This window comes from Spiroplasma endosymbiont of Lasioglossum villosulum, assembly GCF_964020195.1.
Taxonomy (GTDB): Bacteria; Bacillota_I; Bacilli_A; order Mycoplasmatales; family VBWQ01; genus Spiroplasma_E; species Spiroplasma_E ixodetis_A.
This window is the reverse complement of record NZ_OZ026539.1, coordinates 1123321-1147577: the sequence shown is the minus strand read 5'-3', so window position 1 is coordinate 1147577 and position 24257 is coordinate 1123321. Positions and strand designations below refer to the sequence as shown.

Sequence of the window (24257 nt, the reverse complement as noted above, 5' to 3'; positions counted from 1 at the left end):
GTAATTTAACACTTGCTTTAAATCAACATTTATGAATTTAAATCCCATTTAATTATAAAATCATATACTATTAATGATTACTTTTGTTGTTTTATAAATAAAAGTTATTATATTGTATAATTAATTATATTTGAGAAATTAGATAGAAACTCAGGAGGAACCATTGTGGAAAATTTAGTAAGTGAAGAAATAATTGAAGAAACGTATTCAAAAATTAAAGATAAAATTAGTAAGACAAGTTTGATAAAAGCAGATAAACTTTCTTCATTTTCTGGTAATAATATATTTTTAAAGTTAGAAAATTTACAAAAAACAGGTAGTTTTAAAATTAGAGGCGCTTTAAATAAAATTCTTAATTTATCAAAGGAACAGCAAGCAAAGGGTTTAATTGCTGCTACTAAAGAATTTGGTGGTGCTAAATGTACTGTTAAACTTTGTGGTAATATGTTTGATGATGCAATGTCTGAAGCATTAAGACTTGAAAAAGAAGAAGGGTTAACGTTAGTTCATCCATATGATGATAATTTTGTTATTGCTGGTCAAGGTACAATTGGTTTGGAAATATATGAACAAATGAATGCAATGGGTAAAGAAATTGATTATTGTTTAGTTCCAATTGGTGGAGGAGGACTTTTAAGTGGTATTTCAATTTATTTAAAAAGTAAAAATCCAAATATTAAATTTATTGGTATTGAAGCACAAAATGTTGATTCTTATAATCAAGCTTTAAAACAAGGAAAACCATTTAAAATTCAAGGTAAAAGTTCAATTGCTGATGGAATTGCTGTTAAACAAACAGGGGAATTAACATTTAATATTTTAAAGAAAAATGTTGATAAAGTTATTACTGTTAGCGAAGAAGAAATTGCACAAGCAATGTTATTTTTATTAGAAAAATGTAAAATTGTAACTGAAGGTAGTGGTGCTGTTAGTGTTGCTGCTATTCTTTCTGGTAAATTAGATAAAATCATTGGTAAAGATAAAAATGTTGTTTGTGTAATTAGTGGTGGCAATGTTGATATTACTACATTAGGAACAATTATTAATAGTGCCTTAATTAGTTCACATCGACGAGTTCCTTTTTCAGTTAACGGTAAAATTAATAATAGTACTATTAGCGAAATTATTAATATTATTACTAAAAATGGTGCTTCTATTTATAAAATTCACAGTACATTTGATTGTAATAAATTAGATATTAGTAATTTTAGTATTTTTATAGTTATGGATACATCAGATGAATTTCAAAAAAATAAAATTTTTGCTGAGATTAGAGCATCAAGTTCTAACTTTACATTATTAGCTAAATAATTTTTGAATTTGGTATTTTATTAAAACAAAAATTTAGTTTAAAAATATCAATTATATTTTAAAAAGAGACACTATTAATAGTGTCTCTTTTTAAAATAAATTATAGTTATTTTGCTTTTGCTAATTTAGTCATAATTTTAGATTTTTGACGAGCAGCTTTATTAATGTGATAAATGCCTTTAACAACAGCTTTATCAATTAAACTACATACTTCATTAACAAGTACTGTAGCATTTTCTGCTTTGTTTTTTATTGATATTTCAGCTTTTTTTAAAGCAGTTTTAACTTTAGATTTATAACTTTTATTAATTTCATTTCTTTTTTGGTTTGTTTTAATTCTTTTAATTTGTGATGCAATGTTAGCCATTTTTTCTCCTTTTTTGTTTTGAACATGTTTTATAGATTAATTACAACAAAAATAATTATAACAAAAATCATAAATGTTGTATAATATTTTTTATTTTTTCAGTATAATTAATGTGTTAGCTTTTTGTTAATAGTATATTTTAATTTTTTTACACTTTTAATGTAAATTATTTGTTTAAAAAATTTAATAATAAATGTAGGTGTGGTAAATAAATGAGTTACTATTTTCGTAACCCTTATCAATTTTCTTATCATAGTATTGGTAGGATTAGAACAAGATTAAAATTGCAAGACTTAAATGATATCCAATTACGTGAATATTGTTTAAAATTGATTAATGAGTCTTATGATATTGAAGAGACAAAAAGTTTTAAATATATTAGAGTAAATAAAACACATCTTTATTTTGTAATTAAAAAAGATGTTAATTTAATTTTAACAATTTCACCGATGAGTCCAACTAAACTATTAGCAGTAATCGAGGAAAATTTATAAATCAAAAAAGAGGAATAAAAAATGGGAAATTTATCTAGTCAATGATGAATGTTAGCGCTTATAGGAGTAGTTTTAATAATTTTTATTTTTACAACCATTTCAGCAAAAAAGAAGAAAAAAGAAGAGAAAAAACAACGTCAAAAAGAAGTAAAAAATATTATTAAATCCTTTATGCGTGATGAATTAAAATTGCAACATAAAACAGTAGAATTTGAACAAGTAGTTTCACGTAGTAGTAAAGAATATCGCTATCGTGATGTTTTTGATGTAATTGTAAAATTATATGATTCTAAGAAAAATGATTTATTTGCAACTAAAGCATTTGAGGTAGAAGGATTTACTAAGCAATTATCAAAGAAAGAATTTGAAACAATTTGAAAAGTAAATTGTGAATTGGATTTAGAAGAAACACTTAAGAAAATTGAAATGTCAAAAAAACGTAGTGGTAAAATTAAAATAAAAAGAAAGACAGCAGAAGAAAAAACAGCAATTAAAAAAGAAAATGAAGCCGTTAAACTTGCAATTGAAGAAGAACGTTTACAAAATAAAGAAAATAAAAAACGTGCTAAAAATTTAGAAAAACCTAAAATTGCAATTCATGATAAATTTTCTGGATGAAAAGATAAATAAATCTTTATTTTTAAGTAGGCAATTGGGTGATACGTAATGAAAATTTATAAAGATGATTATAAGCATTTCCGTATTTGTCGAAAACTTTCATGATTTTTAAATACAAAAAATTATGCTTTAGCTAAGCATTTAATTGAAGAGAAAAAGATAATAAATTTTGTTGAACTAACGCATACTAAAACAAGTAGTAAATTTAAATCTAATTTAATTACTATTTCTGATTTAGATGATGATACATTTGAAAATAATTATAATGAAGAAGATGATTCTGAATTTTATCTTGGTGAAACAATTGCAGATGGTATTGAAACTGGGTACTATGCTCAAGAATATTTTAAAGTAAAATATTCTTATTTTAATTTTGAGTCTGAACCGGGTAATAATGTCATAGAAATTATTAATAATAAAGAGTATGATGTTTTATTTGAACCAAGATTTGAATATCAGGGCTGTGTTACTAAGTGTGATATTTTAAAACGAAATAATGATGGTTGGGATTTAATTGAAGTAAAAGCAGTAACTTGAGTTAAAGAAGAACATATGTGAGATTTACTTTATCAGTATGATATTTTAACCAAATGTGGAATTAAAGTAGTTAATACTTATATTATGTATTTAAATAATAATTATGTTAAGAAAGAAAAAATAGATTTAAATGAATTATTTATTGTTAATGGATCAACTTGGCAAAAAAGTCCTAATACTAAAAAAAGTTTTAGTCTTTTTGAATCAATTCAAGATGAAATTTTAAATAATAATTTGAAATTACAATATGAAAATATTAAGAATATTATTAAAATTAGTGATATTGATGAAATAGTTAAATTATTAACTTTATCTTATTGTCATGAAAATAGTAATCAATTTTGTCCTCATATTTTTAAATATTTTTCTATTCATAATACTATTTTTGAATTATATCGTTTAAGAAAAACTAAGAAAGCATTGTGATATTATGAAGAAGATTTGTTAGAAATTAATGATGAAAGATTATTACCATTTTTAACAAAGTCTAATTTACATTTAAGACAATATGATGTAATTAAAAATGGTGAAAAATTAATTGATGGCAATAAATTTGTTGATTTAAAAATTGAATACAAAAAGTACCAATATCCAATTTATATGTATGATTTTGAGACTATGAAATCTGCAATACCTAAGTTTAAAAATAGTAAACCATATCAACAAATTCCTTTTCAATATTCTGTCCATGTATTATTGGCACCAGATTTTGATTTTAAAACTTATAAATCAATTAAACATTATGAATTTTTAGCAGATGGAAATGATGATCCAAGAGAAATGTTAACAAAAAAATTATGTCATGATTTAATTAATATTCATGGTAAGGGTACGTATGTTGCTTATAATCAATCATTTGAGAAATCTGTTCTTAAAAAATTAGCTTATTATTATCCTCAATATAAAAATAAATTATCATTAATCCATGATGGTACTATTGATTTACAAGATTTTTTTAAAGAATTTAAAATTTATAAAGAACAGTTTTATGGTTCTCTTTCAATTAAAAAAACTTTACCAGCATTTGAACCTTCCTTTTCTTATGAAGGATTAGTTATTAAAAAAGGAGATATGGCATCAGAAGTTTTTCGTAGAAGAGTTGAAAATAACATTAGTTTAACTAATTGAATTCATAATTTTCGTGAAAATATGTTAAAATATTGTGCTCAAGATACTTTAGGTATGGTAGTATTATTCTGACATGTAAAAAATATTATTGAAATGTACAAAGCAAAAATTGAGGGCGAAAATTATGAAAAAATTTAAAATTTTATTTATGGGTTCTTCTTTTTTTTCTGAAAATATTTTAAAAACATTGTTAATAACAATGAAAAATGAAGTTGAGATAGTTGGTGTTGTTTGTCAGCCAGATCGTAAAATTGGTCGTAAACAAGAAGTTGTTCCTTTAGCAATTAAACAATTGGCAGAAGAATATCAAATCCCTGTTTTCCAACCAGAAAATATTATTGAAAGTTTAAAAAGTTTACAATTATTAAATATTGATGTTATTCTTACTTGTGCTTATGGTCAATTTTTACCAAAAGCAATTTTAAATTTACCAAAATATAAATGTTTAAATATTCATGCTTCATTATTACCATCATTGCGTGGTGGTGCCCCTATTCAATGAGCAATTATTAATGGATTACAAACTACTGGTATTACATTAATGAAAATGGTAAGTAAAATGGATGCAGGAGCAATTTATGTTCAAGAACAAGTTTCAATTGGTATTGAGGATACATATACTTCTTTAGTTAATAAGTTGATAACTTTAGCACAAAATATGTTAATAAAATATTTATTAAAAATCATTAATAATGAAATACAAGAGCAAGAACAAGATGAAAATAAAGTAACTTTTGGTTTAAATATTAAAAGAAGTGATGAAAAAATTAATTGAAATCTTTCAGCACAATTAATTTCATGTCATGTTCGTGGATTGTATAATACACCAATCGCTTATACTACATTGAATGATAATATATACAAAATTCATCAAGTAGCAGTAACTAATGAATTATCAAATGCTCTGCCAGGAACAATTGTTGCAATAAATAAATTAGGTATTATTGTTGCCACTAAAACTAATAACATAGTAATTAAGGTTATTCAACCAGCAGGTAAAAAAGAAATTATAGCAGCTTGTTACTATGGTTCTAAAATTAATTCAATTGCAATTGGTTTTATCTTTAAATAGTAATAAAAAAATAACTAATATTTTTTGGTAATCTAGGAGGAAAAGATGTATCGTTTTCGCTCAATTAAATATCTAGCAATGACTGGTATTATTACTGGTTTATTAGTAACAATTGGTTATTGTTCAACTTTTCTTTTTGGTTGAGCAATTACTAGTTTATTTGGTGGAAATTCTACTTTGCAATTATTTGATGCTGTTTTTATTCCGTTTTGTGCTTTTTTTGAAGGGCCAATGCTGTTATTTGCAGGACCAATTGCCGGTGGCATTTTTGATTTAATTAGTGGTGTTAAAATTGTGGTTATTCCTATTACAATTTTTATTAGAATTTTAATGTTTTTTGTTATTAAGTTATTAATTAATAAATCTTGATGAAGTACTATTTATACTTTCTTTTTTGCTGGTATTTTATTACTTATTTATCCATTGTCTTATTTAGTAATTTATCAAGATTATGCTATTACAGTTAATGAATTAATTACTGATAGTATTCAAGCTATCTTTGCTTATTTTGTTGCTATTCCACTTTATTATGCTCTTAGTAAAAATAAGATTAGATCAAATTATAGTTTTTGAAATGATCAAGAATTTGATTATTTAAAAAATAAAAAAATAACTGTTTTAGAATAGTTTACTTATTATCAATTATTGATATCTAATATAGACAATATGGTATAATTTTATAAACTTAATATAAGTTTATACCCATTTACTTAAGTTTTAAGGTAAAGGGTTTTTAATTAAAATAAGGAGAAAAAGGTTTTATGAATAAAAAAATTAAAAAAAGTTTTAAAAAAAGTTTTAAAAAAATATCTAAGTTAAAAAAAGTAATTAAAAATCATATAATCGATCCAACACCATCTGAAACAGTTATTGCAACTACTGTTCTTTCTGCTGCTATTAGTGGTATTATAATTGGAGAGCTGGTGGTGCACCCGTTATTGCTCCTGTGCTTGCTGGTAGTATTATTGCGGTGGGAACGGTTTCTGCTATGACATATATAGTAGAAAAAATAAATGAATCAGAAAATAATAGTGTTATTGAAGGTAGTAAATCTCAAACAAAGAGATTAACATCAGTAATATAGATAAATTAATATCATGAAATGTTACTTTTAATATTTAATTAATAATAAAAAAATGAATAATTATTATATTCATTTTTTATTTTAAATAATAGTTAGCGTATATTCATTATTAAATTGAATTTCACGAATTGAAAATTTTACTTTAATAACATCACCTTTTGAAAAATAAGTTCCATCATTTACAGATTTACTTACTTTAACTTTAAAGTGGTCACCTTGTTTCATAAGATCAGCAATTCTTTCTCCTAAAGAATAAATTGGACTTTTTAGATAGTTTGTTAAATCTGTATCAACTAATAATTTTGATTTAGGTTGTCCAATTTTAAATTCTGGAATATCATTAAAGTTATTTAATGATATGTTAGATGTGGTTGGTAATTTAGGTAATACAAGACCATCATTTGGTTTGGATAAAATATTTAATAAATAATTGTCAGATAATTGTTTATTATTTTTTTCAAAAAATATAGTTACTGTAGCACCTGTAATTATATAATCTGTATGATCTATTTTTTTATTAATTATTGGTGAGTAAGATTTAACTTTCATCTTAATGAATTGTGTATCACTATGTTTAAAAAGTCTATATTTTCCTTGACCACTAACTGCTTTTAATTTTAAAATATCAACTAAAAAGTTAGCACCATCAGCAGATTTAGCTTTAGCAGTTTCGCTATCATTTTCTAATAAATTGCTGGCAGTAATATTGTTTAGTTGAATAGAGTTTCATTTTGTTAATTTAGTTATATTATTTTGATAGATATCTAATTTGATTGTTGAATTATTATTTGAATCTAAAAAATTAAAATCTTTTTTGTACTTGTATATTCATTTTTAAATTATCATCTGATTGACATGCAATAAGTGAACTTGTACTAACTGTTGTTAAAATAACTGCTGTCATTAATTTAAATAAAGTTTTCATATTTTTCATATTTTTTCTTTCTCCTTTTAAATCTAGAAAAATTTTAGTTATTTTTAATAATTTGGTAATTAATTAAAAATAATTTTCTGATATAAATTATATATTTTTAGCACTTATTAATGATTTTCATAATAATTTTCTTTTGTTAGTGTTGTTTTAATAATTTTAAAGTTGAATAAAAAAATATTTAATAAAACTGCTCAATTGAGCAGTTTTATTTTAAAAAATGTTATTTTTGAATTAAATATTTTATATAAACTTTAAATTGGTTGTTCTGGATTGACTGTAACATCTAATTCATTAGATTTACCATATAAGGTTAATGGAATAGAATAATATAGTTCGTTATTGTTAGCATACATTAAACAATTATTAGCAAATTGATTTTTATTTAATTCTGTTAGAAGCTCATAGAAATTATATGTTTGTCAACCTTTATTAACATTATCTTCTCAATAATATAAATTTCCAGAAAAAGTTGAACTCTTATCTAATTTTAAAGTTAGAATATAGTCAGATTTAGTATTATTTAAAAATATATCATAATCTATGTTTACCTTTTTATGAGGTAATACATTTATTTTTTGAGATGGATATTTTAATGTTACTGATTCAGAATTTGTATTTGTGGTACTATGACCAAAGTTAAAATTAAAGGTTGTTTCTTCAAAAGGTATTGATATTTTTTCACTTATACCAACATCATATGTATTAGTAACAGAATAAGTATTTGTTACTTCTTTATCGTATTCTTGTGTACTAAGTGGTTGTTCAATGTTTGTATTATTTTTAATATTAAGTTTCATATTTTCTAATCAATAACCTTTATTTTTCATATGACCCATTACAAGAATGTCTAGAAAATTTCATATATTAAAATCAAATTCTTGTCTATAACTTAAAGTAATTTCACCTTTATAGTCACCAGTTCCTTCAATTATAGCACTTGTACTATTAATAGATCCTTTAATATTAAAATCATTAATAGTTAAAATACTAGCATCATAATTTATGCTTTTGATACCAATTAAAAGTTCCTCTTTGGTTGGAATTAAATTTTTTGCTAAAATTTTAATAAATCCTAGGTTTTGATTTGCTATAAGTAAATTTAAGTCTTTTTTCTCTTGTGTGGTTGTAATATTTATATTTATCGTTTTTTAACCCGTAAAGTTTATAGAAGTACGTAATGCAATTATTTTTATAATTAATTTTCTATTTTTAATATCAGCATCTTGTAGAGGTGTATTATTATTTTTACTAATTTTTACATCGCTTAGTTGTAAATTTGAAAATATTTTTTTTCTTAATTTATTAATTAATTCAACTTTAAAAACTTTTACATTATTATCAAGTGTTGTAATGTCTAAGTTATCAGATAAACCTTTTAAATCTTTTTTATGTACAGGATATACTGTTCCTCCACAAGCAACTAAACTAATACTTGTTGGTGTTGCAACCATTAAAGATAATATAAATCTTAGCAGTTTTCTCATAATTATTTACCACCTTATTTTTTTCTTATTATTTTTTTTATTGTTTAAATTTTGGTAATTTATTGGGATTATCAATTTTTGAGCCAGTAGCAAAATTACTGTGTTCTATTATTTTTTTTACATTTCATTTTGAAAGGTTTTGATTGAATGATCTTGCATTAAAAAACATTTTATTCATATTTGTTGCATTAGAAGTATTTCAATTTGAAATATTTTGATTAAATGTTAAAGCATCAGCAAACATTGAATTCATATTTATTACATTTGATGTATTTCAATCTGCAAGACTTTGATTAAATGCAATAGCATTTTGAAAGATAAGATTTAAATCTGTTACTTTTGAAATGTCTCATTTTGAAATATCTTGATTGAAGACAATAGCATCTCAAAACATGTGTTTTAAAGAAGTTATTTCTGGTGGTAATTGATCTGGCACTTTTTGAATTGTTTTTGGCATTTTAACCACTTGAATTTGATTAATGATGTTTTTATAAAATCCAATTTGAACAATTTCTTTGCTATTTATATTTGATAAATCTGTTTCATTAGTTGTTATTTGTTCTCCATCTTTGTCAATGTAAATTGTGTCTTGTTGAGTTTTATTAATTATATGTACATTTTGTTGCGAACTACTATTTAAATTAACATTATTTACATTTCCAACAGTAATTGTAATTGCTAAAATACTTAATGTTGTTAATATTTTTTTCATATTACTAACACCCTCCCTCCTTTATTTTTTGTTATTATAATTTTACATGATTTTAAAAACTAGTTATTTATGTATATATCTTTTCATATATTGTTAAGTGATAGTTTAATTATATTTATAAGATTATCTGCAACTTTCGATTTAATTTTATTTAAACTTTGATATACTAAAACATAGTAAATAGTTTATAAGCAAAAGATAGGTGAATAAATAATATTATGAGTATCGATAAAAAATACATTAGAAATTTTTCAATTATTGCCCATATTGATCATGGTAAATCAACTTTGGCTGATCGTATTTTAGAATTAACTAATGCCGTTTCAAAAAGGGAAATGAAAAATCAATTGTTAGATTCACTGGATTTAGAACGTGAACGTGGCATTACAATTAAACTAAATAGTGTACAGCTTAAATATCAATCATTAGATGGTCATACTTATTTGCTTCACTTAATTGATACTCCAGGTCATGTTGACTTTACTTATGAAGTATCGCGTAGTTTAGCAGCATGTGAGGGTGCCATTTTAGTAGTTGATGCTGCTCAGGGTATTGAAGCACAAACTTTAGCAAATGTATATTTAGCATTAGATAATGACTTAGCAATTATTCCTGTTATTAATAAAATAGATTTACCAAGTGCTGAACCAGAAAAAGTTAAAGAAGAAATTGAAAAAGTATTGGGTTTACCTGCTGATTATGCGCCTTTAATTTCTGCAAAAACAGGTATTAATATTCGCGATGTTTTAGAAGCAGTTATTAAATATATTCCTTATCCAATTGATGCTGATGATAATGAACCATTACGTGCTTTAATTTTTGATTCATTATATGATAAATATCGTGGAGTGATGGCATTTATTAGAATCAAAACTGGTGTAATTAAAGTTGGTGATAAAGTAAGAATGATGTCAACTGGTGCTGAATATGAAATTACTGAATTAGGAGTACGCACACCAAAAGAAGAAAAGAGAGAAATGTTAACAGCTGGTGAAGTTGGTTGAATTAGTGGTGCAATTAAAATAATTAGTGATATTCATGTTGGTGATACGATTACTAGTGTTATTAATCCTGCTGATGCACCATTACCAGGTTATAAAACTTTAAAACCAATGGTTTATTGTGGTTTATATCCAATTGATACTAATAAATATCAAGAATTAAAGGATGCATTATATAAAATTCAATTATCGGATGCCTCATTAATTTTTACTGCTGAAACATCACAAGCATTAGGTTTTGGTTTTCGTTGTGGTTTTTTAGGGTTATTACATATGGATGTTATTCAAGAGCGTTTAGAGCGTGAATATAATTTAGTTTTAATTTCAACAGCTCCTTCTGTAATTTATGAAGTAAATTTAACTAATGGTGAAAAGTTAATAATTGATAATCCAGCAAAATGACCAACTGTGCAAACAATTAAAAGTGTAGAAGAACCATTTGTACAAGTAACAATAATGACACCAGAACAATATGTTGGTGCATTGATGCAATTATGTCAGGATAAACGCGGAACTTATTTAGATCTAAAATATGCTGATAATTTACGAAGAACTCTTATTTATAATATGCCACTGAATGAAATTGTCATTGATTTTTTTGATAAATTAAAATCAATATCAAAAGGTTATGCTTCATTAGATTATGAGTTAATTGGTTATCAGGAAAGTAAATTAGTGAAAATGGATATTTTATTAGCAGGTAATATTGTTGATACATTATCTGTTATTGTTCATAAGGATTTTGCTTATGATCGTGGGCGTGTTTTATGTGAAAAATTAAAAAAATTAATTCCGAAACAAAATTTTGAAGTTGCTATTCAGGCTGCTATTAATAATAAAATTATTGCTCGTCAAACTGTGCAAGCAGTTAGAAAAGATGTTATTGCTAAATGTTATGGTGGTGATATTACAAGAAAAAGAAAACTTTTAGAAAAACAAAAAGAAGGAAAGAAAAAAATGAAATCGATTGGTAATGTTGAATTACCACCAGAAGCATTTCGTGCTGTTTTAAAAATAGATGAAGAAAATTAATAAAAATGTATATATATATATATGATTTGTATTTTTCTAAATTGAATTATTTGAAAATAAAAAAAATAATTGACTTAAATAGAACAATTATTTTTTTTATTTTTATAAATCATATTTTTAGATTAAAATCAGATTTCTCACAATTTTATGTTAAATATATAGTATTTTTTTTAATTCTGCAATTATTTCCATTTTAATTTTGATGTATTTTTTTTGCATTTCAATATTAATTAAATTTTCTTGAGTTTTTGACTGATTATTTTCTAAATTATTTTTAATTATTGCGTGACACTCAATTTCTCTAGAGTAATTTTTAATCATATTTTTTTATGTTATTAATCATTTTATATTCCCCATTTCAAAGTTTTATAAATAATTCCCTAAGAAATTGATAAAATTTTAATTTATAATAAGTATATTAATAATAATTACTTAAATGGGGAGTAGAGGGTTATGTGAAAATTTTATTAAAAATAATTGATTGTTTGAACCCAATTTCTATTTTTAAAAGTATTAAAAAGTATATAGAAAATAGAGCTAAGATTGAAGCAAAATTAATTGATAAAGAAAAGCAAAGACAACATGAAAAAGATTTACAAGATTCTAGATTTAAACATGAATCACTTGAAAATGAAAAAGACAGAAAATTACAAAAAGAATTAGCTGAAGAAAAAACTAAAAGATTAGGGTTAATATTAGAAAATAAATTAATTATAAATAGACAAAATTATTATTTAAGCTAAATTAGAATTAGAACTTAAAAGAAAACGAATTAAAGGTAAAAAAATAAAGTAATATTGTATTTACAAAAATATGAGGTTAAAATTGATATAATCACTCTATTGAAGGTGATTTTAAGGAGTTTTGATAATGGATTTAAATATCAATAAAAATTTAAAAACAAAAGTTTTAAATAATTTTTTAAATTTATTAGCAATTAATTTAGCAGATACTTATTTAGAAACCTTAAAAAAATATAAATCAAAAGATGTAGATGAATTAGTATTAAATTTTTTAGATCAAGTAGTTTATTTAGTGGATGAAGAAATTGATATAACAAACGTTAAAAATAGTTCTAAAATATCCAAAATGAATATTAAACAAAAAGAAAAATTTAATAATGCTTTAAGAAAAGATAATAAATATCGAAAAATGTGTTCAGTTCTTAATTTTATATATCGAGTAATAAAAGAAGAAGAAACACAAGAACAAGTATTCAATAATATATATCATTTTTATGAAAAATCTGATGCTAAAACTTTAGAAATATTTTCTAATGATTATAAAGAAAAAGAAAAATTTGATTTTTTTAAAGAAATAAAATTAAAGTTAAAAAATAGTAATAGTTTTTTATATAAATCAAATTTACAAGCAAATATATAAGTTTAATATATTTATAAAGTATCTTTAAAAACATCTCTAATAAAATATTAGAGATGTTTTATGAATAAACAAAATTATAAAAATTAAAATGATTTATAATTTTACTATTAAATTTTTCAATAAGTATTACAATTTTTTTTAAAAAAAGAACTAACTTAAAATTAGTTATTTTAAATTAGATTATTTATTTTTATATATTCCATCAGTAGTTGTTGCATAAATAGTAAAATTATTAGAATTATAAATTAATTCGTTAATTGAATTAAGTTTATTTTCATTCATTAAATTAAAGTTGTTTTCTTTATAACTTTTTCATATATTACCATCTTTATCACCAACTAAAACTCCTGTTCCAAAAGTTATTACTGTTGTATTTATTGTTTTTAAAGTTTGCTTATATTGTAAAAATTTACGACTAGTAACAGGTTTATAATAAACTTTTTTACTCTTGTTAGTAACAAAGACTGTTTCTTTATTATCAACAGCAATGCTTGTAATACCACTATCTTCTAGTTGCTCAACTAAATTAAAAGGATTACCCCCAATACTTTTAAAAATCATTCCTTCTGTATTACCGGCATAAATTAAGCCATTTTTAGTTGTTTTTAAAACTGTAATGTTACCTGTTGCCCCATCTATTTTTTCTAATTCAGTTGTTGGACTTGAATTAGTATATACCCCTTCATTTGTTCCTATATAAATATTATTTTCTTTGTCAAAAGTCATTGCTAATAATTGATGTGAACTTAAAGTATATTTTTCAGCAAGTTGATCATTTTTAAGAATATAAACTTTTAATTCATTATTTTTTTCATTATAAGTTCCAACGTAAATTGTTCCATTAGGTGTTATAATTAGTGATTTTATTTTATAATCATAATTAAGTAAATTTATTTCTTCAAAAGATTGACCATTGTCACTTTTATAAACAATACCTTTATTATTAACAGCATAAGTTTGCTCACCGTTAAAAGTTAAACTATTAATTTCACCAGTAGTGCCTGTCATTTTGTTAAAACTAATTTTAGAAACATTGTTTTTATTTAAAAAAGTAGTATTTTGATTGCTATTAATTATTTTATTATTTGATAATATCATCCCTAAACTTGTAACACTGGTAATTAATAATAACAATTGTTTAAATTTCATTTTCATTCCCCCTTTTTTTAAAAAATAAATTAAGATTTATCAAAAATACATTATTTTTTGTATTTGTTTTTTGGTAAATCTTAATTTAAGTTTATATTTGCAAAAAATAATATACAATAAAAAATCTAAAAAAATGTGAATTACAATTACACTTTATCAAAATTATATATGCAATATGTATTGTTTGTCTTTATTTATATTGTGATTCTTAGTTAGTTATGGTATTCTATTATGGTATTCTATATTAAAAGATGGTCTTGTAAGTGAGGTGTTTGTTATGTTAAATTTAGATTTTGTTGGACCTCACGGCATTACTGATACTTATGGTGGATGATTTCATGTTTATGCATTTGCTATTATGTCAGGTATTTTTGCTTCAATTATTGCTTCTTGAGTAAAATTTAAACGTTATCGTGTTCCTACTGATTCTTTAGCATGATCAATAATATTTATTATTCCTGCTTCATTATTTGGTGCTAGTTTTCTTGGTAAGGATGATCCTGATAAGTCAATTAGTTTTTTTGAAAAATTTGCATTTTGAAAACCAGGGATGTCTATTCATGGTGGTGTTTTATTTGGCATTATTGCTGGTGCAATTATTTTTTACTTTGTTGGTCGTAAGTATAAAATATCATTATGAATATATGGCGATTTAATTATTCCTAATATTTTATTAGGGCAGATATTAGGACGTTGAGGTAATTTCTTTAATCATGAATTACTTGGTAACGTTGTAAGTTATGATTCATTATCATGATTACCTGCTTTTATTCGTGATAATTGTTTTAAATTAATTGGTGGACCAAGTGGTAATCCCGAAACGATTAATGGTGAAATTGTTTATCGTGCACCAATATTTCTTTATGAATCAATTGCTAATTTAGGTTTATGATTAGCGATTACATTTATTGTTCCAAATCTTGGTAAATGATTTGGTAAAAAGCCATGAAAAGTGGAACCAGATAAGTTTCAATTTGATTTTAAAGATAATTTTAAATACTGAGGAAAAATAACTTTTAATCCAAAATATTGAAATAAAGTAAATCGTGACCCAAAGCATTTGACTTGAATTAAAATGTGAAATGAAGTTTACTATTATAATCAAGTACCAAAAAATGTAGTAAATAAAGCATTAGCAGAAGTCAAACCTTCTGGTAAGAAAATTAATGATTATATAAATAAAAGCAAAAAACTTTATGAAATAAATAATCCACATCATTATCGAATGATGCATGCAGGTGTTCAAATGGGACTTTATTTTTTTGGATGAAATTTAATTAGATTTATTTTAGAGTTACAGCGCCCACCAGAAGATTTATTTTTAATTAATCGTCCAATCCTTAATTATACAATTTTATTATTGATTACTTTCTTTGGTCTGTTTCTAGCAATATTTGCACAATTTGTTGCAGCAAAATATTTACGTAGCGAAGGATGAACATATGAAAAAGAATATTAATAATATTCTTTTTTATTATTAAAATAATTATTATAACAGAAAATAAGCTATTAAATAGATAATATTAATTAGATTTGGTGTTTTTGTTATAATATTTATATACTAATGTATGAGGTGAAATTAGTGTTAGCAGTAGTAAGTGATGATAGTAGTACTAATACCATTAAGTTTTTAGGTTTTGAGATTCCAATTACTACTTTTTTATATTCAATGGGTGGGTTAGCACTTTTGATTTTTCTGTTATTATTATCAATTTTATTAATAATGTATTTACGCAAAAGGATTTCTATTAAAGGATACTTAAGTTTAGAAGAAAAAGATTATCAATTTGAAGATAAAATTTTGGAAATTGAACATGAAATTGCCAAATTACAAAGAAAATTTTATTCAAGTAAACATATTTCTAAAAAGACAAAAAAATATTTTAACTAATTAAATGTAGGTGATGTATATGTCTAAAATAAAATTTAAATTATTTGATAAATTTTTTTCACAAAAAAATAGGTTATCAGATAAAGAAGATTATCAAAAATCAACTAATAATAACACTTATTTTAGCAATGTTGTACCACCAATTAATAAAAATAAAGAAAATATTCATAATTCTGATTTTAATGAAAACGATTATAATGAAAAAAAATATGATGGTAAAAATATACAAGTTACTAGTTCTTATATAATACCTTTACAAGAAAAAAAGACAGTGCCGATCAATGAAAACTTTACTAAAGAAAAAGATATGTATTATGATCAACCACAAACATTTAATACTATGGAAATAGTTAGTTATAAAAATAGTTTTAAAATTCCAAAACCAATTAGCAGAGAAATTAAATCAGAGAAGCTAAAACAATTGATTTTATTATTTATTGGTGTTATGACATTAATTATTGTTTCAACTTTTATTGGTTTATATTTTGGTATGATTAACATAAAAATTATTCCTCATCCTGTAATTACTATTCCATTAGCAATTATTGCTCTTACTATTATTTTGATTAATATTATTGAATTTGTGACATTAAGAAGAGAAGTGGATTTATATATTGAAAGAACACTAAAAGGATCGCTATTACCTCCTAATTTTATAATTAGAAATTATCGTAAAATTCATGCTAACTTGATAATTATTAATTGAATAAGTATTAGTAGTTATATTGTTCTTGGTATTATTATTGGCATTATGTTTTTGATTAGTGGTCAGAAATTAACTTTTATTATTCAAAAATGAACAGTTAATGTTCCTGATATTATTAAAGATGCAATAACATTAACAATTATTTTAGGTGTTATTTTCTTTATTCATATGATTAATATTGTTATTTTTAAATTTCGTAAACGTAATATTATAAGTTATTATGGCTATGAAATTATTAATCCACAAGAGTTAAATCAGTACAAAAAAAAGATAAATAGAATATGTATGATTATTACTATTGGTTTTACTGCTTTAATATTTTTTGCAATTGTTATTCCAATATTTGTATTAAAAAGAAGAAAGAAAAAGTAGTTATTATTTATAATATATATATATATAGTAATAATCATTTTTATAAGGTGTTAATTATGTCAAAAAATTTAAATAAATGAGGAAGAGAAACAATTACTTTCAATGAATTCCAAAATAAAAAATGTCAATTTAAAAGTTGTGAAGAAAATATTTTTAGTCATAGTTTAGATTTAAATTATTTTAAAAAAATGATTTCTGAACATTTAACAAATTTAAATAAATTAGAACAAGAACAAGAGTTATTTAAATTTAGTAACTCTATATATGCATCTGATTTTTGCAAAAATCATTTATTTGAAATATATTTTTCTTATTTAACTAAACTTAAGATTATTGATTTTTTAATTCCTTGTTCAAATAAAATAATAGAGTCATGATTTTTTGATTTTTTAATATATAATCAAACTAATGATGAATGATTAAGATGTTACCATGATAATAAAGGTATTGACATTTTAAAAACCTAGTTTAAAAAAATAATTCCTAATACATTTTTGAAACAACCAATTACCGAAAAATTTTCAAAAGTGCATAATATTGATAGTGAAATTAGATGATTTAATGAATCTACACATTATTTATCTATTCCTATAATTATAAGAAAGAATTATATTTTAAAAGAATATATAGGTACTACAAAAGAACAAGGTAGATTAAATGGCCCAGATTTTATTTTAGAAAATATAAATAATAAAAAAACATTAGGACTTGAAATTGTTGAATTAAATCCTGTGTTGTTTGTTTTTCCTAATGGAGTAAGAGATTTTGAAAAAGTTGGTAAAAAGTTAGATAAACAAATTAATGAACAAAAAGGTGGAAATTTTTATAGAAATTGAATTAATTTAATTAAAATAGTTGAAGATAAAATTAATAAGTGAAAAAAATTTCAAAAAACTGATGAAAAGGTAATTGGAATAATATTAAATAATTCAGTTCCCGATATTTGATATTATATTTTTGAAATATCTTTAAAATTTTCCAAATTTAATAATGAAATTGATTATTTTTTTATTCTTTAAAACAAAATTATTTTTTTTATTTTGAAATGATTATTTTAGTAAATTTATTTTTTATGAAAGCAATAAAAGAATTTTAGAAAACAATTATTAGTAGATGAAATTAATGATTATAGATTGACATATTATAATAAAAGTTACCTAATGGTAACTTTTATTATAATTAAATTTTTAAATATGATTACTTCCATAAGAAGGTAAATCAATTATTGCTCATTCATCTTCATCATTTATTGCTTCTTTTGCATCATCTAACATATCATATTCTTCTTCAACATTTTTGTTATTGTTATTATCTAATGTTATATTACATTCATATTTACTTATATTACTTGCTTCATTATTTACTAGATTGTTTGAGTCTAATGTAGTTTTTTCTTTATATTCATCTAAATATTTTTTTTCATTTTCATTTTTTTCTATTACTTTTATATTTAATTCTTGTTTTTTATTTTTGTAAAAATTTCATGAATAGTAACCAATTCCACCAGCAAGACACACTAATCCCACTGTAAGAGGATTATTTGGAAGTATTGATTTTAATAAATTAGAAAGTATTTCAGAATTAATTTCGCTCTCATTTGTGTTTAAAAATTTCATTTTTATGTTCCTTTCAAATCAAAATAAAAACCTATTTATTTACAAAAATAAATAGGATAAAAACTTATATTAAATTTTTACTAAATAAATATAGCATAATTTATATATTAATTGTTAATAAGTTATTTAAAATTTTTATAAAAAAGCATATATCCAAAAAAATATTGACTTTCGCGTTAAAGTTATATATATTACAAAATAGTATTTGAATAAAGTTAATAAATTATATATAGAGGAAGATATAAGATGCCATCAAAATTAGTAATCATGGAATCTCCAGTTAAAAGTAAAGCAGTACAATCATATTTAGGTAATGATTATTTAGTGTTATCTTCGGATGGACACATTCGTAATTTAGCAATTAAAGGTCAATATGGTTTGGGAATTGATTTAGAAACTTTTGAACCAATTTACAAAATTGATCGCAAAAAAATGCCAAAGGTAAAAGAATTAAAAAGTAAATTAAAAAGTATTACTCATGTTTATCTAGCAACCGATCATGATCGCGAAGGAGAAGCAATTGCTTATCATTTAGATCAAGTATTAGCAACAAGTAATATATCATCACGAATAACTTTTAATGAAATTACTAAAGATGCAATTTTAACAGCATTTAAATCTCCACATAGTATTGATTTATCATTAGTTCGTAGTCAAGAAGCAAGAAGAATGGTTGATCGTATCATTGGTTTTCGCTTAAGTAATCTATTACAAAAAAAGATCGGTTCACGTAGTGCAGGGAGAGTGCAATCAGTAGCATTAAAATTAATAGCAACAAGAGAACGTGAAATTACTAATTTTATTAGTAAAGAATTTTGAACAATTAATAGTACTTATCAAAAAAAAATAATATTAAATTGTGAAAAATATAAAGAAGAACTGTTAGTTATTAATAATGAACAAGAAGCAGTTGCTATTAAAAATGCATTAAGTGATAGTTATCAAGTAATTTCTGTTACTGAACAAAATCGTAAGCGTAATTCATTAAATCCATTTACTACTAGTAGTTTATTACAAGCAGCATCAACGCAATTAAATTTTAGTACTGCTAAAACAACGCTTATTGCTCAGCAATTGTATGAAGGAATTGATGTTAATGGAACACTTATCGGATTTATTAGTTATCCTCGTACTGATTCAATACGTTTAAATGATAAATTTATTGAAAATGCCAAAACATTAATTGTTAATGAATATGGTGAACAATATCTTGGGCAGAAGAAAGAACAGACTAATAAAAAAAATGTGCAAGATGCTCATGAAGCAATCAGACCAACTGATTTAACAATGAATAATAAACGTGCTATTGATTTTTTAAATAAAGATCAATTAAAACTTTATAATTTAATTTATTTTCGTGCCTTTAGTTCATTAATGGCACCAGCACAATTAATTAGTACTACTGTTTTATTTAAAAATAATGATTATCAATTTCGTTTAATAGGACAACAAATCAAGTTTAAAGGATTTTTAACGCTTGATATAGAAAGTCTTGAAAATGAAGAACTTTTAGTTTTACCAAAATTTGAAAAAAATCAAATTATTAAAGTTGAGTCAGTAAATTTACAGCAACACTTTACTAAACCAAAACCAAGATACACAGAAGCTAAATTAATTAAAACATTAGAAGAACTAGGAATTGGTCGACCATCAACTTATAATCCAATTATGAACACTATTAAAGAACGCGGTTATGTTATTATTGAAAATAAGTCTTTTAAAGCTACTGAGAAAGGTCTTTTAACTAATGATAAACTTCAAGAGTTTTTTTATGATATTATTAATGAGACATATACTTCACAAGTTGAAACTCAATTAGATCAAATTGCTCATGGTAATTTTGATATGCATCAAGTAGTAAAAGACTTTTGAGTTAAGTTTGAACCAAGGATTGATGATGCTTTTGATAAAATGACTGAGTTTAAAATTAAACCAGTTTTATTAGATCAAGATTGTCCACTTTGTGGTGCCCCACTTGTGCAAAGAACAGGAAGATATGGTAAATTTAACGGTTGTTCAGCATTTCCAAAATGTCGATATATTCAAAAACAATTAGAAAAAATTAAACCTTGTTTAGTATGTACAGATGGTTGAATGGTTGTTAAATCTTCAAAACAAAATCGAAAATTTTTAGCATGTACTAATTATCCAAATTGTAAACATGTTGAAAAGTATCAAGAAATAGCTTCTGATAAAGAAGTAAAGTAGGTGAAACGCATGTTAAAAGATTATATATTATTAATAGATAAACCTTCATTTATGACATCACAAGATTGTCTTGTTGTTATTAAAAAACGTTTGAAATTAAATAAAATTGGTCATACAGGTACGTTAGATCCTTTAGCAACAGGACTAATGGTAGTACTTGTGAATGAAGCAACCAAAATTAGTGATTTTATTTTAAAAAGTGATAAAGTTTACATTGCAAAAATGCAACTATTTTTAAAAACCGACACCGGCGATATTACTGGTAAAATTATTGAATCAAAACCACATCTTGATTTAAAAGAATCAGAAATTGTTAAAGCACTTGAATTTTATAATAATCGTCAATATGAGCAAATAATTCCTGCTTATGCAGCAGTTAAAATTAATGGTAAAAAACTTTATGAATATGCTCGCGAGAATATTCCTGTTGAATTACCAAAACGTAAGGTTTATATTAAATCTTTAAAATTAATTAGTTTTAATAATGATTTAGTTACTTTTGAAGTAGTATGTTCAAAAGGAACTTATGTTCGAGCTTTGGTTACTGACATTGCTAGAATTTTACATACATCAGCAACTTTAACTTATTTGAGAAGAATTCATCAATCGGGTTTTGATTTAAGTAATGCCTTAAATTTAGATGTTATCAATGAAGAAACAGTTAGTAAAAATCATATTAGTATTTATGATGGTGTTAAAAATATTATGCCAGCGATTGTTGTTGATAATAGTAAAAGTGTTATTGATGGTAAACCTTTAGTTATTGATAGTACTAATGAGCCATATGTTTTAGTTGTTAATTCTGAACATTTGCCATTAGCTATTTATCGTAATCAAAAAAATAATTTATACGTAAGCCAACGAGGTTTTAAATGTAATGAAGATATTAAAATTGAAAAATCTAAATATTCAAAATCAAAAATTGATGTCTAAACCAATTATTGCTTGTTGAGGATTTTTTGATGGTATTCATCAAGGTCATCAAGCCTTATTTAAACAATTATTAGTTAATTCAACAATAAATAATTATCAAACATGTATTATTAGTTTTGATAGAAAACCACAAAGTGTAATTAGTAATAAAAATAATGAGGTTTTATTAAGTAATGAAGATAAAATTAAAACAATTGCTAAATATAATTTTGATTATTATTGGGAAATTAAGTTTAGTAAAGAAATAGCAACACTTTCACCAGAGCAATTTATTTCGTGATTATTGGCAAATAATGTTAAAGCAGTAGTTGTTAATCCAAATATTAGGTTTGGTTATCAAGGGCAAGGTAATATTAAAACATTACAACAATCTTCATTACAAGTTTATCTTTGTAATGATATTATTGTTAATAATAACAAAGTTTCTTCAACTTATATTAAACAACTTTTACAAAATAAAGATATTAGTAGTGCTAATCTTTGTTTACAACAAGAGTCATATACAATTAGTGGTAAAGTAGTTCATGGTATTAAAGAGGCTAGAACGATTAATTTTCCAACTGCTAATTTATCGTTATTAACAAACTATGCACTACCAGGTCTTGCTACTTATATTACGCTTACTGAAGTAGATAATAAATGATATCAAAGTATGACAGTAATTATGTTACGTAATAATAAGCCGTTAGTTGAAACTTACTTATTAAACTTTAATCAAGATTTATATGGAAAAATCATTAAAGTTAGATTTTTAGATTTTCTTCGTGATAATTTAAAATTTACTAATTTAGATGATTTAAAAAAACAAGTGGATAAAGATTTAATAGAAACAATTAAATATTTTGCTAATTCTAGTAGTAAATTATTAAAGCCATAATAATTGTGATATTCTTTATATTTACAATAATTATTAAACATTATAAATACTATTTATTAAAAACTATTTCCAGTAAAATTAAATTTTATTGTATATGCTAATGAAAAATAAAAAAGAAAAAAGGGAGTAAATAAATAATGAAATATTGAGTAAAAGAATTTATAAATCAAATAAAAGATAATAATGAAATTTGTGCAAACTGTGATTATAAAGAAAATTTACATAAAAATATTACTTCAAATGATAATTGTCAAATTGTAAATGATGAAACAATGCCATTGTTACAAGAACACACTTCAAATAATAAATGTATAGTTATTGAAATAGAATCAAACATTTCAGCTGTTAATAATATAGTAGAAATAAATTTACAAGGAAAACAAATTGAACAAAAAAAACAGACTACTAATAAATTACCTAATTATGGTTCAATTTGTTAAGAAGTTAAAACTACATAATCAGACTTAAAATGATGAATTATTTAAATAACTTATTTTAATAGATTAGTTAATTTACTTTCACTAATTTCTTTATATATATTTAAATTAGTTTGTTCGTATAAATAACAAGCTCAATAATATCAAATTAAATTTTGATAATTCATTCATTTTTTGACAATAATTGTTTGTTCATTATTTAAATTAAAACAATTAAATCAAGTATTAATTTCGGTTTCAGAAGTTAAACTTTCAGAAGCAAAAGAGGCAATATCAAATAATTCATCATTTCAACAGGCAAAATCTCAATCAATTAAATATCAGCAATTATTTTTTTTAACAAAATTATTTAATGTTAAATCATTATGAGATAAAACAATTGTTGTTGGTTGATAAGTAGCAATTCATTTGATTACCTCACTGGTTATTTTTTCTAAGCAAGGATTACTAGTAGTTAAATTACAGTATAAATTAAGTTGTTCTAAGCCTTTTCAAGTTTTAATTAATGATTTATTATCAAATTTAATATTATGTAGTTGTTTTACCAATGATGAAATTTGTTCTAATATTTGTTTATTAATTATTTGTTCGCTTAAATTAATTAAATTATGATAATATGGCATTAAGGTTAATAGTTTATTATTATTAATATTGACTTCATTAATAGGTAATGTAATTTTTTTTGATTTAATTAATTTAATAACATTAATTTGATTTGTAAAATTCAAAAAAGGTTGCAAAATATCTTTAGATTGTTTTAAAAAAAAATGTTTATTTACTAAAAATAAGTCATTGGTTAAACCCTTTGTTTTTAATAGTTCTAATTGATATGGTGGTTTAATAGTTTTAAATTTCAAAATGACACCTCTATTTTGCTTGTATTGTCCGTAATAAAATTATACAATTTATTA

29 protein-coding genes are annotated in these 24257 nt (G+C 23.2%); 19 read left to right on the top strand and 10 right to left on the bottom strand.

Translation table 4 applies throughout. The features are described 5' to 3' along the window. Positions 1-165 precede the first annotated feature (165 nt). Positions 166-1311, top strand: a complete 1146-nt coding sequence (locus tag AACK81_RS06570; RefSeq protein WP_338960850.1) for a threonine/serine dehydratase — start codon at positions 166-168, stop codon at positions 1309-1311. Positions 1312-1417: 106 nt separating this feature from the next. On the opposite strand, the gene rpsT is transcribed toward AACK81_RS06570, so the two are convergent. Further along, positions 1418-1678: a 30S ribosomal protein S20 gene (rpsT, locus tag AACK81_RS06565; RefSeq protein ID WP_338960848.1), complete on the bottom strand. Its 261-nt coding sequence runs from the start codon at positions 1676-1678 to the stop codon at positions 1418-1420. Between the two features lie 212 nt (positions 1679-1890). Here rpsT and AACK81_RS06560 point away from each other — a divergent pair, with 212 nt between their 5' ends. From AACK81_RS06560 to AACK81_RS06535, 6 genes are all read left to right on the top strand, one after another. Further along, positions 1891-2172, top strand: a complete 282-nt coding sequence (locus AACK81_RS06560; RefSeq protein ID WP_174480491.1) for a hypothetical protein — start codon at positions 1891-1893, stop codon at positions 2170-2172. A 21-nt stretch (positions 2173-2193) separates the two neighbouring features. Continuing rightward, on the top strand, positions 2194-2802 hold the full coding sequence (locus tag AACK81_RS06555) for a hypothetical protein (protein ID WP_281747823.1): 609 nt from the start codon (positions 2194-2196) through the stop codon (positions 2800-2802). A gap of 36 nt (positions 2803-2838) precedes the next feature. Further along, entirely contained in the window at positions 2839-4593 is a 1755-nt protein-coding gene (locus tag AACK81_RS06550; protein ID WP_338960842.1) for a DUF2779 domain-containing protein, read from the top strand. Continuing rightward, positions 4580-5527, top strand: a complete 948-nt coding sequence (gene fmt, locus AACK81_RS06545) for a methionyl-tRNA formyltransferase (protein WP_338960839.1) — start codon at positions 4580-4582, stop codon at positions 5525-5527. The genes AACK81_RS06550 and fmt overlap by 14 nt, the downstream gene beginning before the upstream one ends. Positions 5528-5572: 45 nt before the next feature. Further along, positions 5573-6154: a hypothetical protein gene (locus tag AACK81_RS06540; protein WP_338960836.1), complete on the top strand. Its 582-nt coding sequence runs from the start codon at positions 5573-5575 to the stop codon at positions 6152-6154. Positions 6155-6288: 134 nt separating this feature from the next. Continuing rightward, the gene (locus AACK81_RS06535; RefSeq protein WP_338960834.1) at positions 6289-6528 is read left to right on the top strand and encodes a hypothetical protein; all 240 of its coding nucleotides are present in this window, start codon (positions 6289-6291) and stop codon (positions 6526-6528) included. Positions 6529-6692: 164 nt separating this feature from the next. On the opposite strand, the gene AACK81_RS06530 is transcribed toward AACK81_RS06535, so the two are convergent. From AACK81_RS06530 to AACK81_RS06510, 5 genes are all read right to left on the bottom strand, one after another. Beyond that, a complete protein-coding gene (locus AACK81_RS06530) occupies positions 6693-7160 on the bottom strand; it encodes a hypothetical protein (protein WP_338960831.1) in 468 nt (155 codons plus the stop codon). Positions 7161-7413: 253 nt separating this feature from the next. Further along, positions 7414-7545, bottom strand: coding sequence for a hypothetical protein (locus tag AACK81_RS06525; RefSeq protein ID WP_338960829.1), 132 nt, complete (start codon positions 7543-7545; stop codon positions 7414-7416). Positions 7546-7796: 251 nt separating this feature from the next. After that, entirely contained in the window at positions 7797-8372 is a 576-nt protein-coding gene (locus AACK81_RS06520) for an ETX/MTX2 family pore-forming toxin (RefSeq protein ID WP_338960827.1), read from the bottom strand. A 321-nt stretch (positions 8373-8693) separates the two neighbouring features. After that, positions 8694-9029, bottom strand: a complete 336-nt coding sequence (locus AACK81_RS06515) for a hypothetical protein (protein ID WP_338960825.1) — start codon at positions 9027-9029, stop codon at positions 8694-8696. A 37-nt stretch (positions 9030-9066) separates the two neighbouring features. After that, entirely contained in the window at positions 9067-9741 is a 675-nt protein-coding gene (locus AACK81_RS06510) for a BspA family leucine-rich repeat surface protein (RefSeq protein WP_338960822.1), read from the bottom strand. A 224-nt stretch (positions 9742-9965) separates the two neighbouring features. Here AACK81_RS06510 and lepA point away from each other — a divergent pair, with 224 nt between their 5' ends. After that, the gene (gene lepA / locus AACK81_RS06505) at positions 9966-11774 is read left to right on the top strand and encodes a translation elongation factor 4 (RefSeq protein WP_422397373.1); all 1809 of its coding nucleotides are present in this window, start codon (positions 9966-9968) and stop codon (positions 11772-11774) included. A 150-nt stretch (positions 11775-11924) separates the two neighbouring features. Here the strand turns inward: lepA and AACK81_RS06500 are convergent, their stop codons facing one another. Then, positions 11925-12095 carry a hypothetical protein gene (locus tag AACK81_RS06500; protein ID WP_338960816.1) on the bottom strand — a complete coding sequence of 57 codons (171 nt, stop codon included), beginning with the start codon at positions 12093-12095 and terminating at the stop codon, positions 11925-11927. Between the two features lie 134 nt (positions 12096-12229). On the opposite strand from AACK81_RS06500, the gene AACK81_RS06495 reads away from it, so the two are divergent. Together AACK81_RS06495 and AACK81_RS06490 are read left to right on the top strand one after the other, a co-directional pair. After that, entirely contained in the window at positions 12230-12517 is a 288-nt protein-coding gene (locus tag AACK81_RS06495; protein WP_338960814.1) for a hypothetical protein, read from the top strand. 127 nt (positions 12518-12644) lie between these two features. Continuing rightward, the gene (locus AACK81_RS06490) at positions 12645-13157 is read left to right on the top strand and encodes a hypothetical protein (RefSeq protein WP_338960812.1); all 513 of its coding nucleotides are present in this window, start codon (positions 12645-12647) and stop codon (positions 13155-13157) included. A gap of 180 nt (positions 13158-13337) precedes the next feature. Here AACK81_RS06490 and AACK81_RS06485 read toward each other — a convergent pair whose 3' ends face one another. After that, the gene (locus tag AACK81_RS06485; protein ID WP_338960809.1) at positions 13338-14306 is read right to left on the bottom strand and encodes a hypothetical protein; all 969 of its coding nucleotides are present in this window, start codon (positions 14304-14306) and stop codon (positions 13338-13340) included. A gap of 277 nt (positions 14307-14583) precedes the next feature. Here AACK81_RS06485 and AACK81_RS06480 point away from each other — a divergent pair, with 277 nt between their 5' ends. From AACK81_RS06480 to AACK81_RS06460, 5 genes are all read left to right on the top strand, one after another. Beyond that, complete coding sequence (locus AACK81_RS06480) at positions 14584-15765, top strand: prolipoprotein diacylglyceryl transferase (protein WP_338960807.1); 1182 nt, start codon at positions 14584-14586, stop codon at positions 15763-15765. 123 nt (positions 15766-15888) lie between these two features. Then, positions 15889-16197 carry a hypothetical protein gene (locus AACK81_RS06475; protein ID WP_174480536.1) on the top strand — a complete coding sequence of 103 codons (309 nt, stop codon included), beginning with the start codon at positions 15889-15891 and terminating at the stop codon, positions 16195-16197. 19 nt (positions 16198-16216) lie between these two features. After that, positions 16217-17275, top strand: a complete 1059-nt coding sequence (locus AACK81_RS06470) for an MSC_0882 family membrane protein (RefSeq protein ID WP_338960804.1) — start codon at positions 16217-16219, stop codon at positions 17273-17275. Between the two features lie 56 nt (positions 17276-17331). Further along, a complete protein-coding gene (locus AACK81_RS06465; protein WP_338960801.1) occupies positions 17332-17742 on the top strand; it encodes a hypothetical protein in 411 nt (136 codons plus the stop codon). A 27-nt stretch (positions 17743-17769) separates the two neighbouring features. After that, positions 17770-18294 carry a hypothetical protein gene (locus AACK81_RS06460; protein WP_338960798.1) on the top strand — a complete coding sequence of 175 codons (525 nt, stop codon included), beginning with the start codon at positions 17770-17772 and terminating at the stop codon, positions 18292-18294. Positions 18295-18462: 168 nt separating this feature from the next. On the opposite strand, the gene AACK81_RS06455 is transcribed toward AACK81_RS06460, so the two are convergent. Beyond that, entirely contained in the window at positions 18463-18891 is a 429-nt protein-coding gene (locus AACK81_RS06455) for a hypothetical protein (protein WP_338960795.1), read from the bottom strand. Between the two features lie 246 nt (positions 18892-19137). Here AACK81_RS06455 and topA point away from each other — a divergent pair, with 246 nt between their 5' ends. The 4 genes from topA (at position 19138) to AACK81_RS06435 (ending at position 23349) form a co-directional block, all read left to right on the top strand. Beyond that, the gene (gene topA / locus AACK81_RS06450) at positions 19138-21099 is read left to right on the top strand and encodes a type I DNA topoisomerase (protein WP_338960793.1); all 1962 of its coding nucleotides are present in this window, start codon (positions 19138-19140) and stop codon (positions 21097-21099) included. A 9-nt stretch (positions 21100-21108) separates the two neighbouring features. Next, positions 21109-22032 carry a tRNA pseudouridine(55) synthase TruB gene (gene truB / locus AACK81_RS06445; RefSeq protein WP_252320746.1) on the top strand — a complete coding sequence of 308 codons (924 nt, stop codon included), beginning with the start codon at positions 21109-21111 and terminating at the stop codon, positions 22030-22032. Further along, positions 22025-22909: a riboflavin biosynthesis protein RibF gene (ribF, locus tag AACK81_RS06440; protein ID WP_338960790.1), complete on the top strand. Its 885-nt coding sequence runs from the start codon at positions 22025-22027 to the stop codon at positions 22907-22909. The genes truB and ribF overlap by 8 nt, the downstream gene beginning before the upstream one ends. A gap of 137 nt (positions 22910-23046) precedes the next feature. Continuing rightward, positions 23047-23349 carry a hypothetical protein gene (locus tag AACK81_RS06435; protein WP_338960787.1) on the top strand — a complete coding sequence of 101 codons (303 nt, stop codon included), beginning with the start codon at positions 23047-23049 and terminating at the stop codon, positions 23347-23349. 50 nt (positions 23350-23399) lie between these two features. Here AACK81_RS06435 and AACK81_RS06430 read toward each other — a convergent pair whose 3' ends face one another. Beyond that, positions 23400-24203 carry a phosphotransferase gene (locus tag AACK81_RS06430; protein ID WP_338960784.1) on the bottom strand — a complete coding sequence of 268 codons (804 nt, stop codon included), beginning with the start codon at positions 24201-24203 and terminating at the stop codon, positions 23400-23402. Positions 24204-24257: the final 54 nt, after the last annotated feature.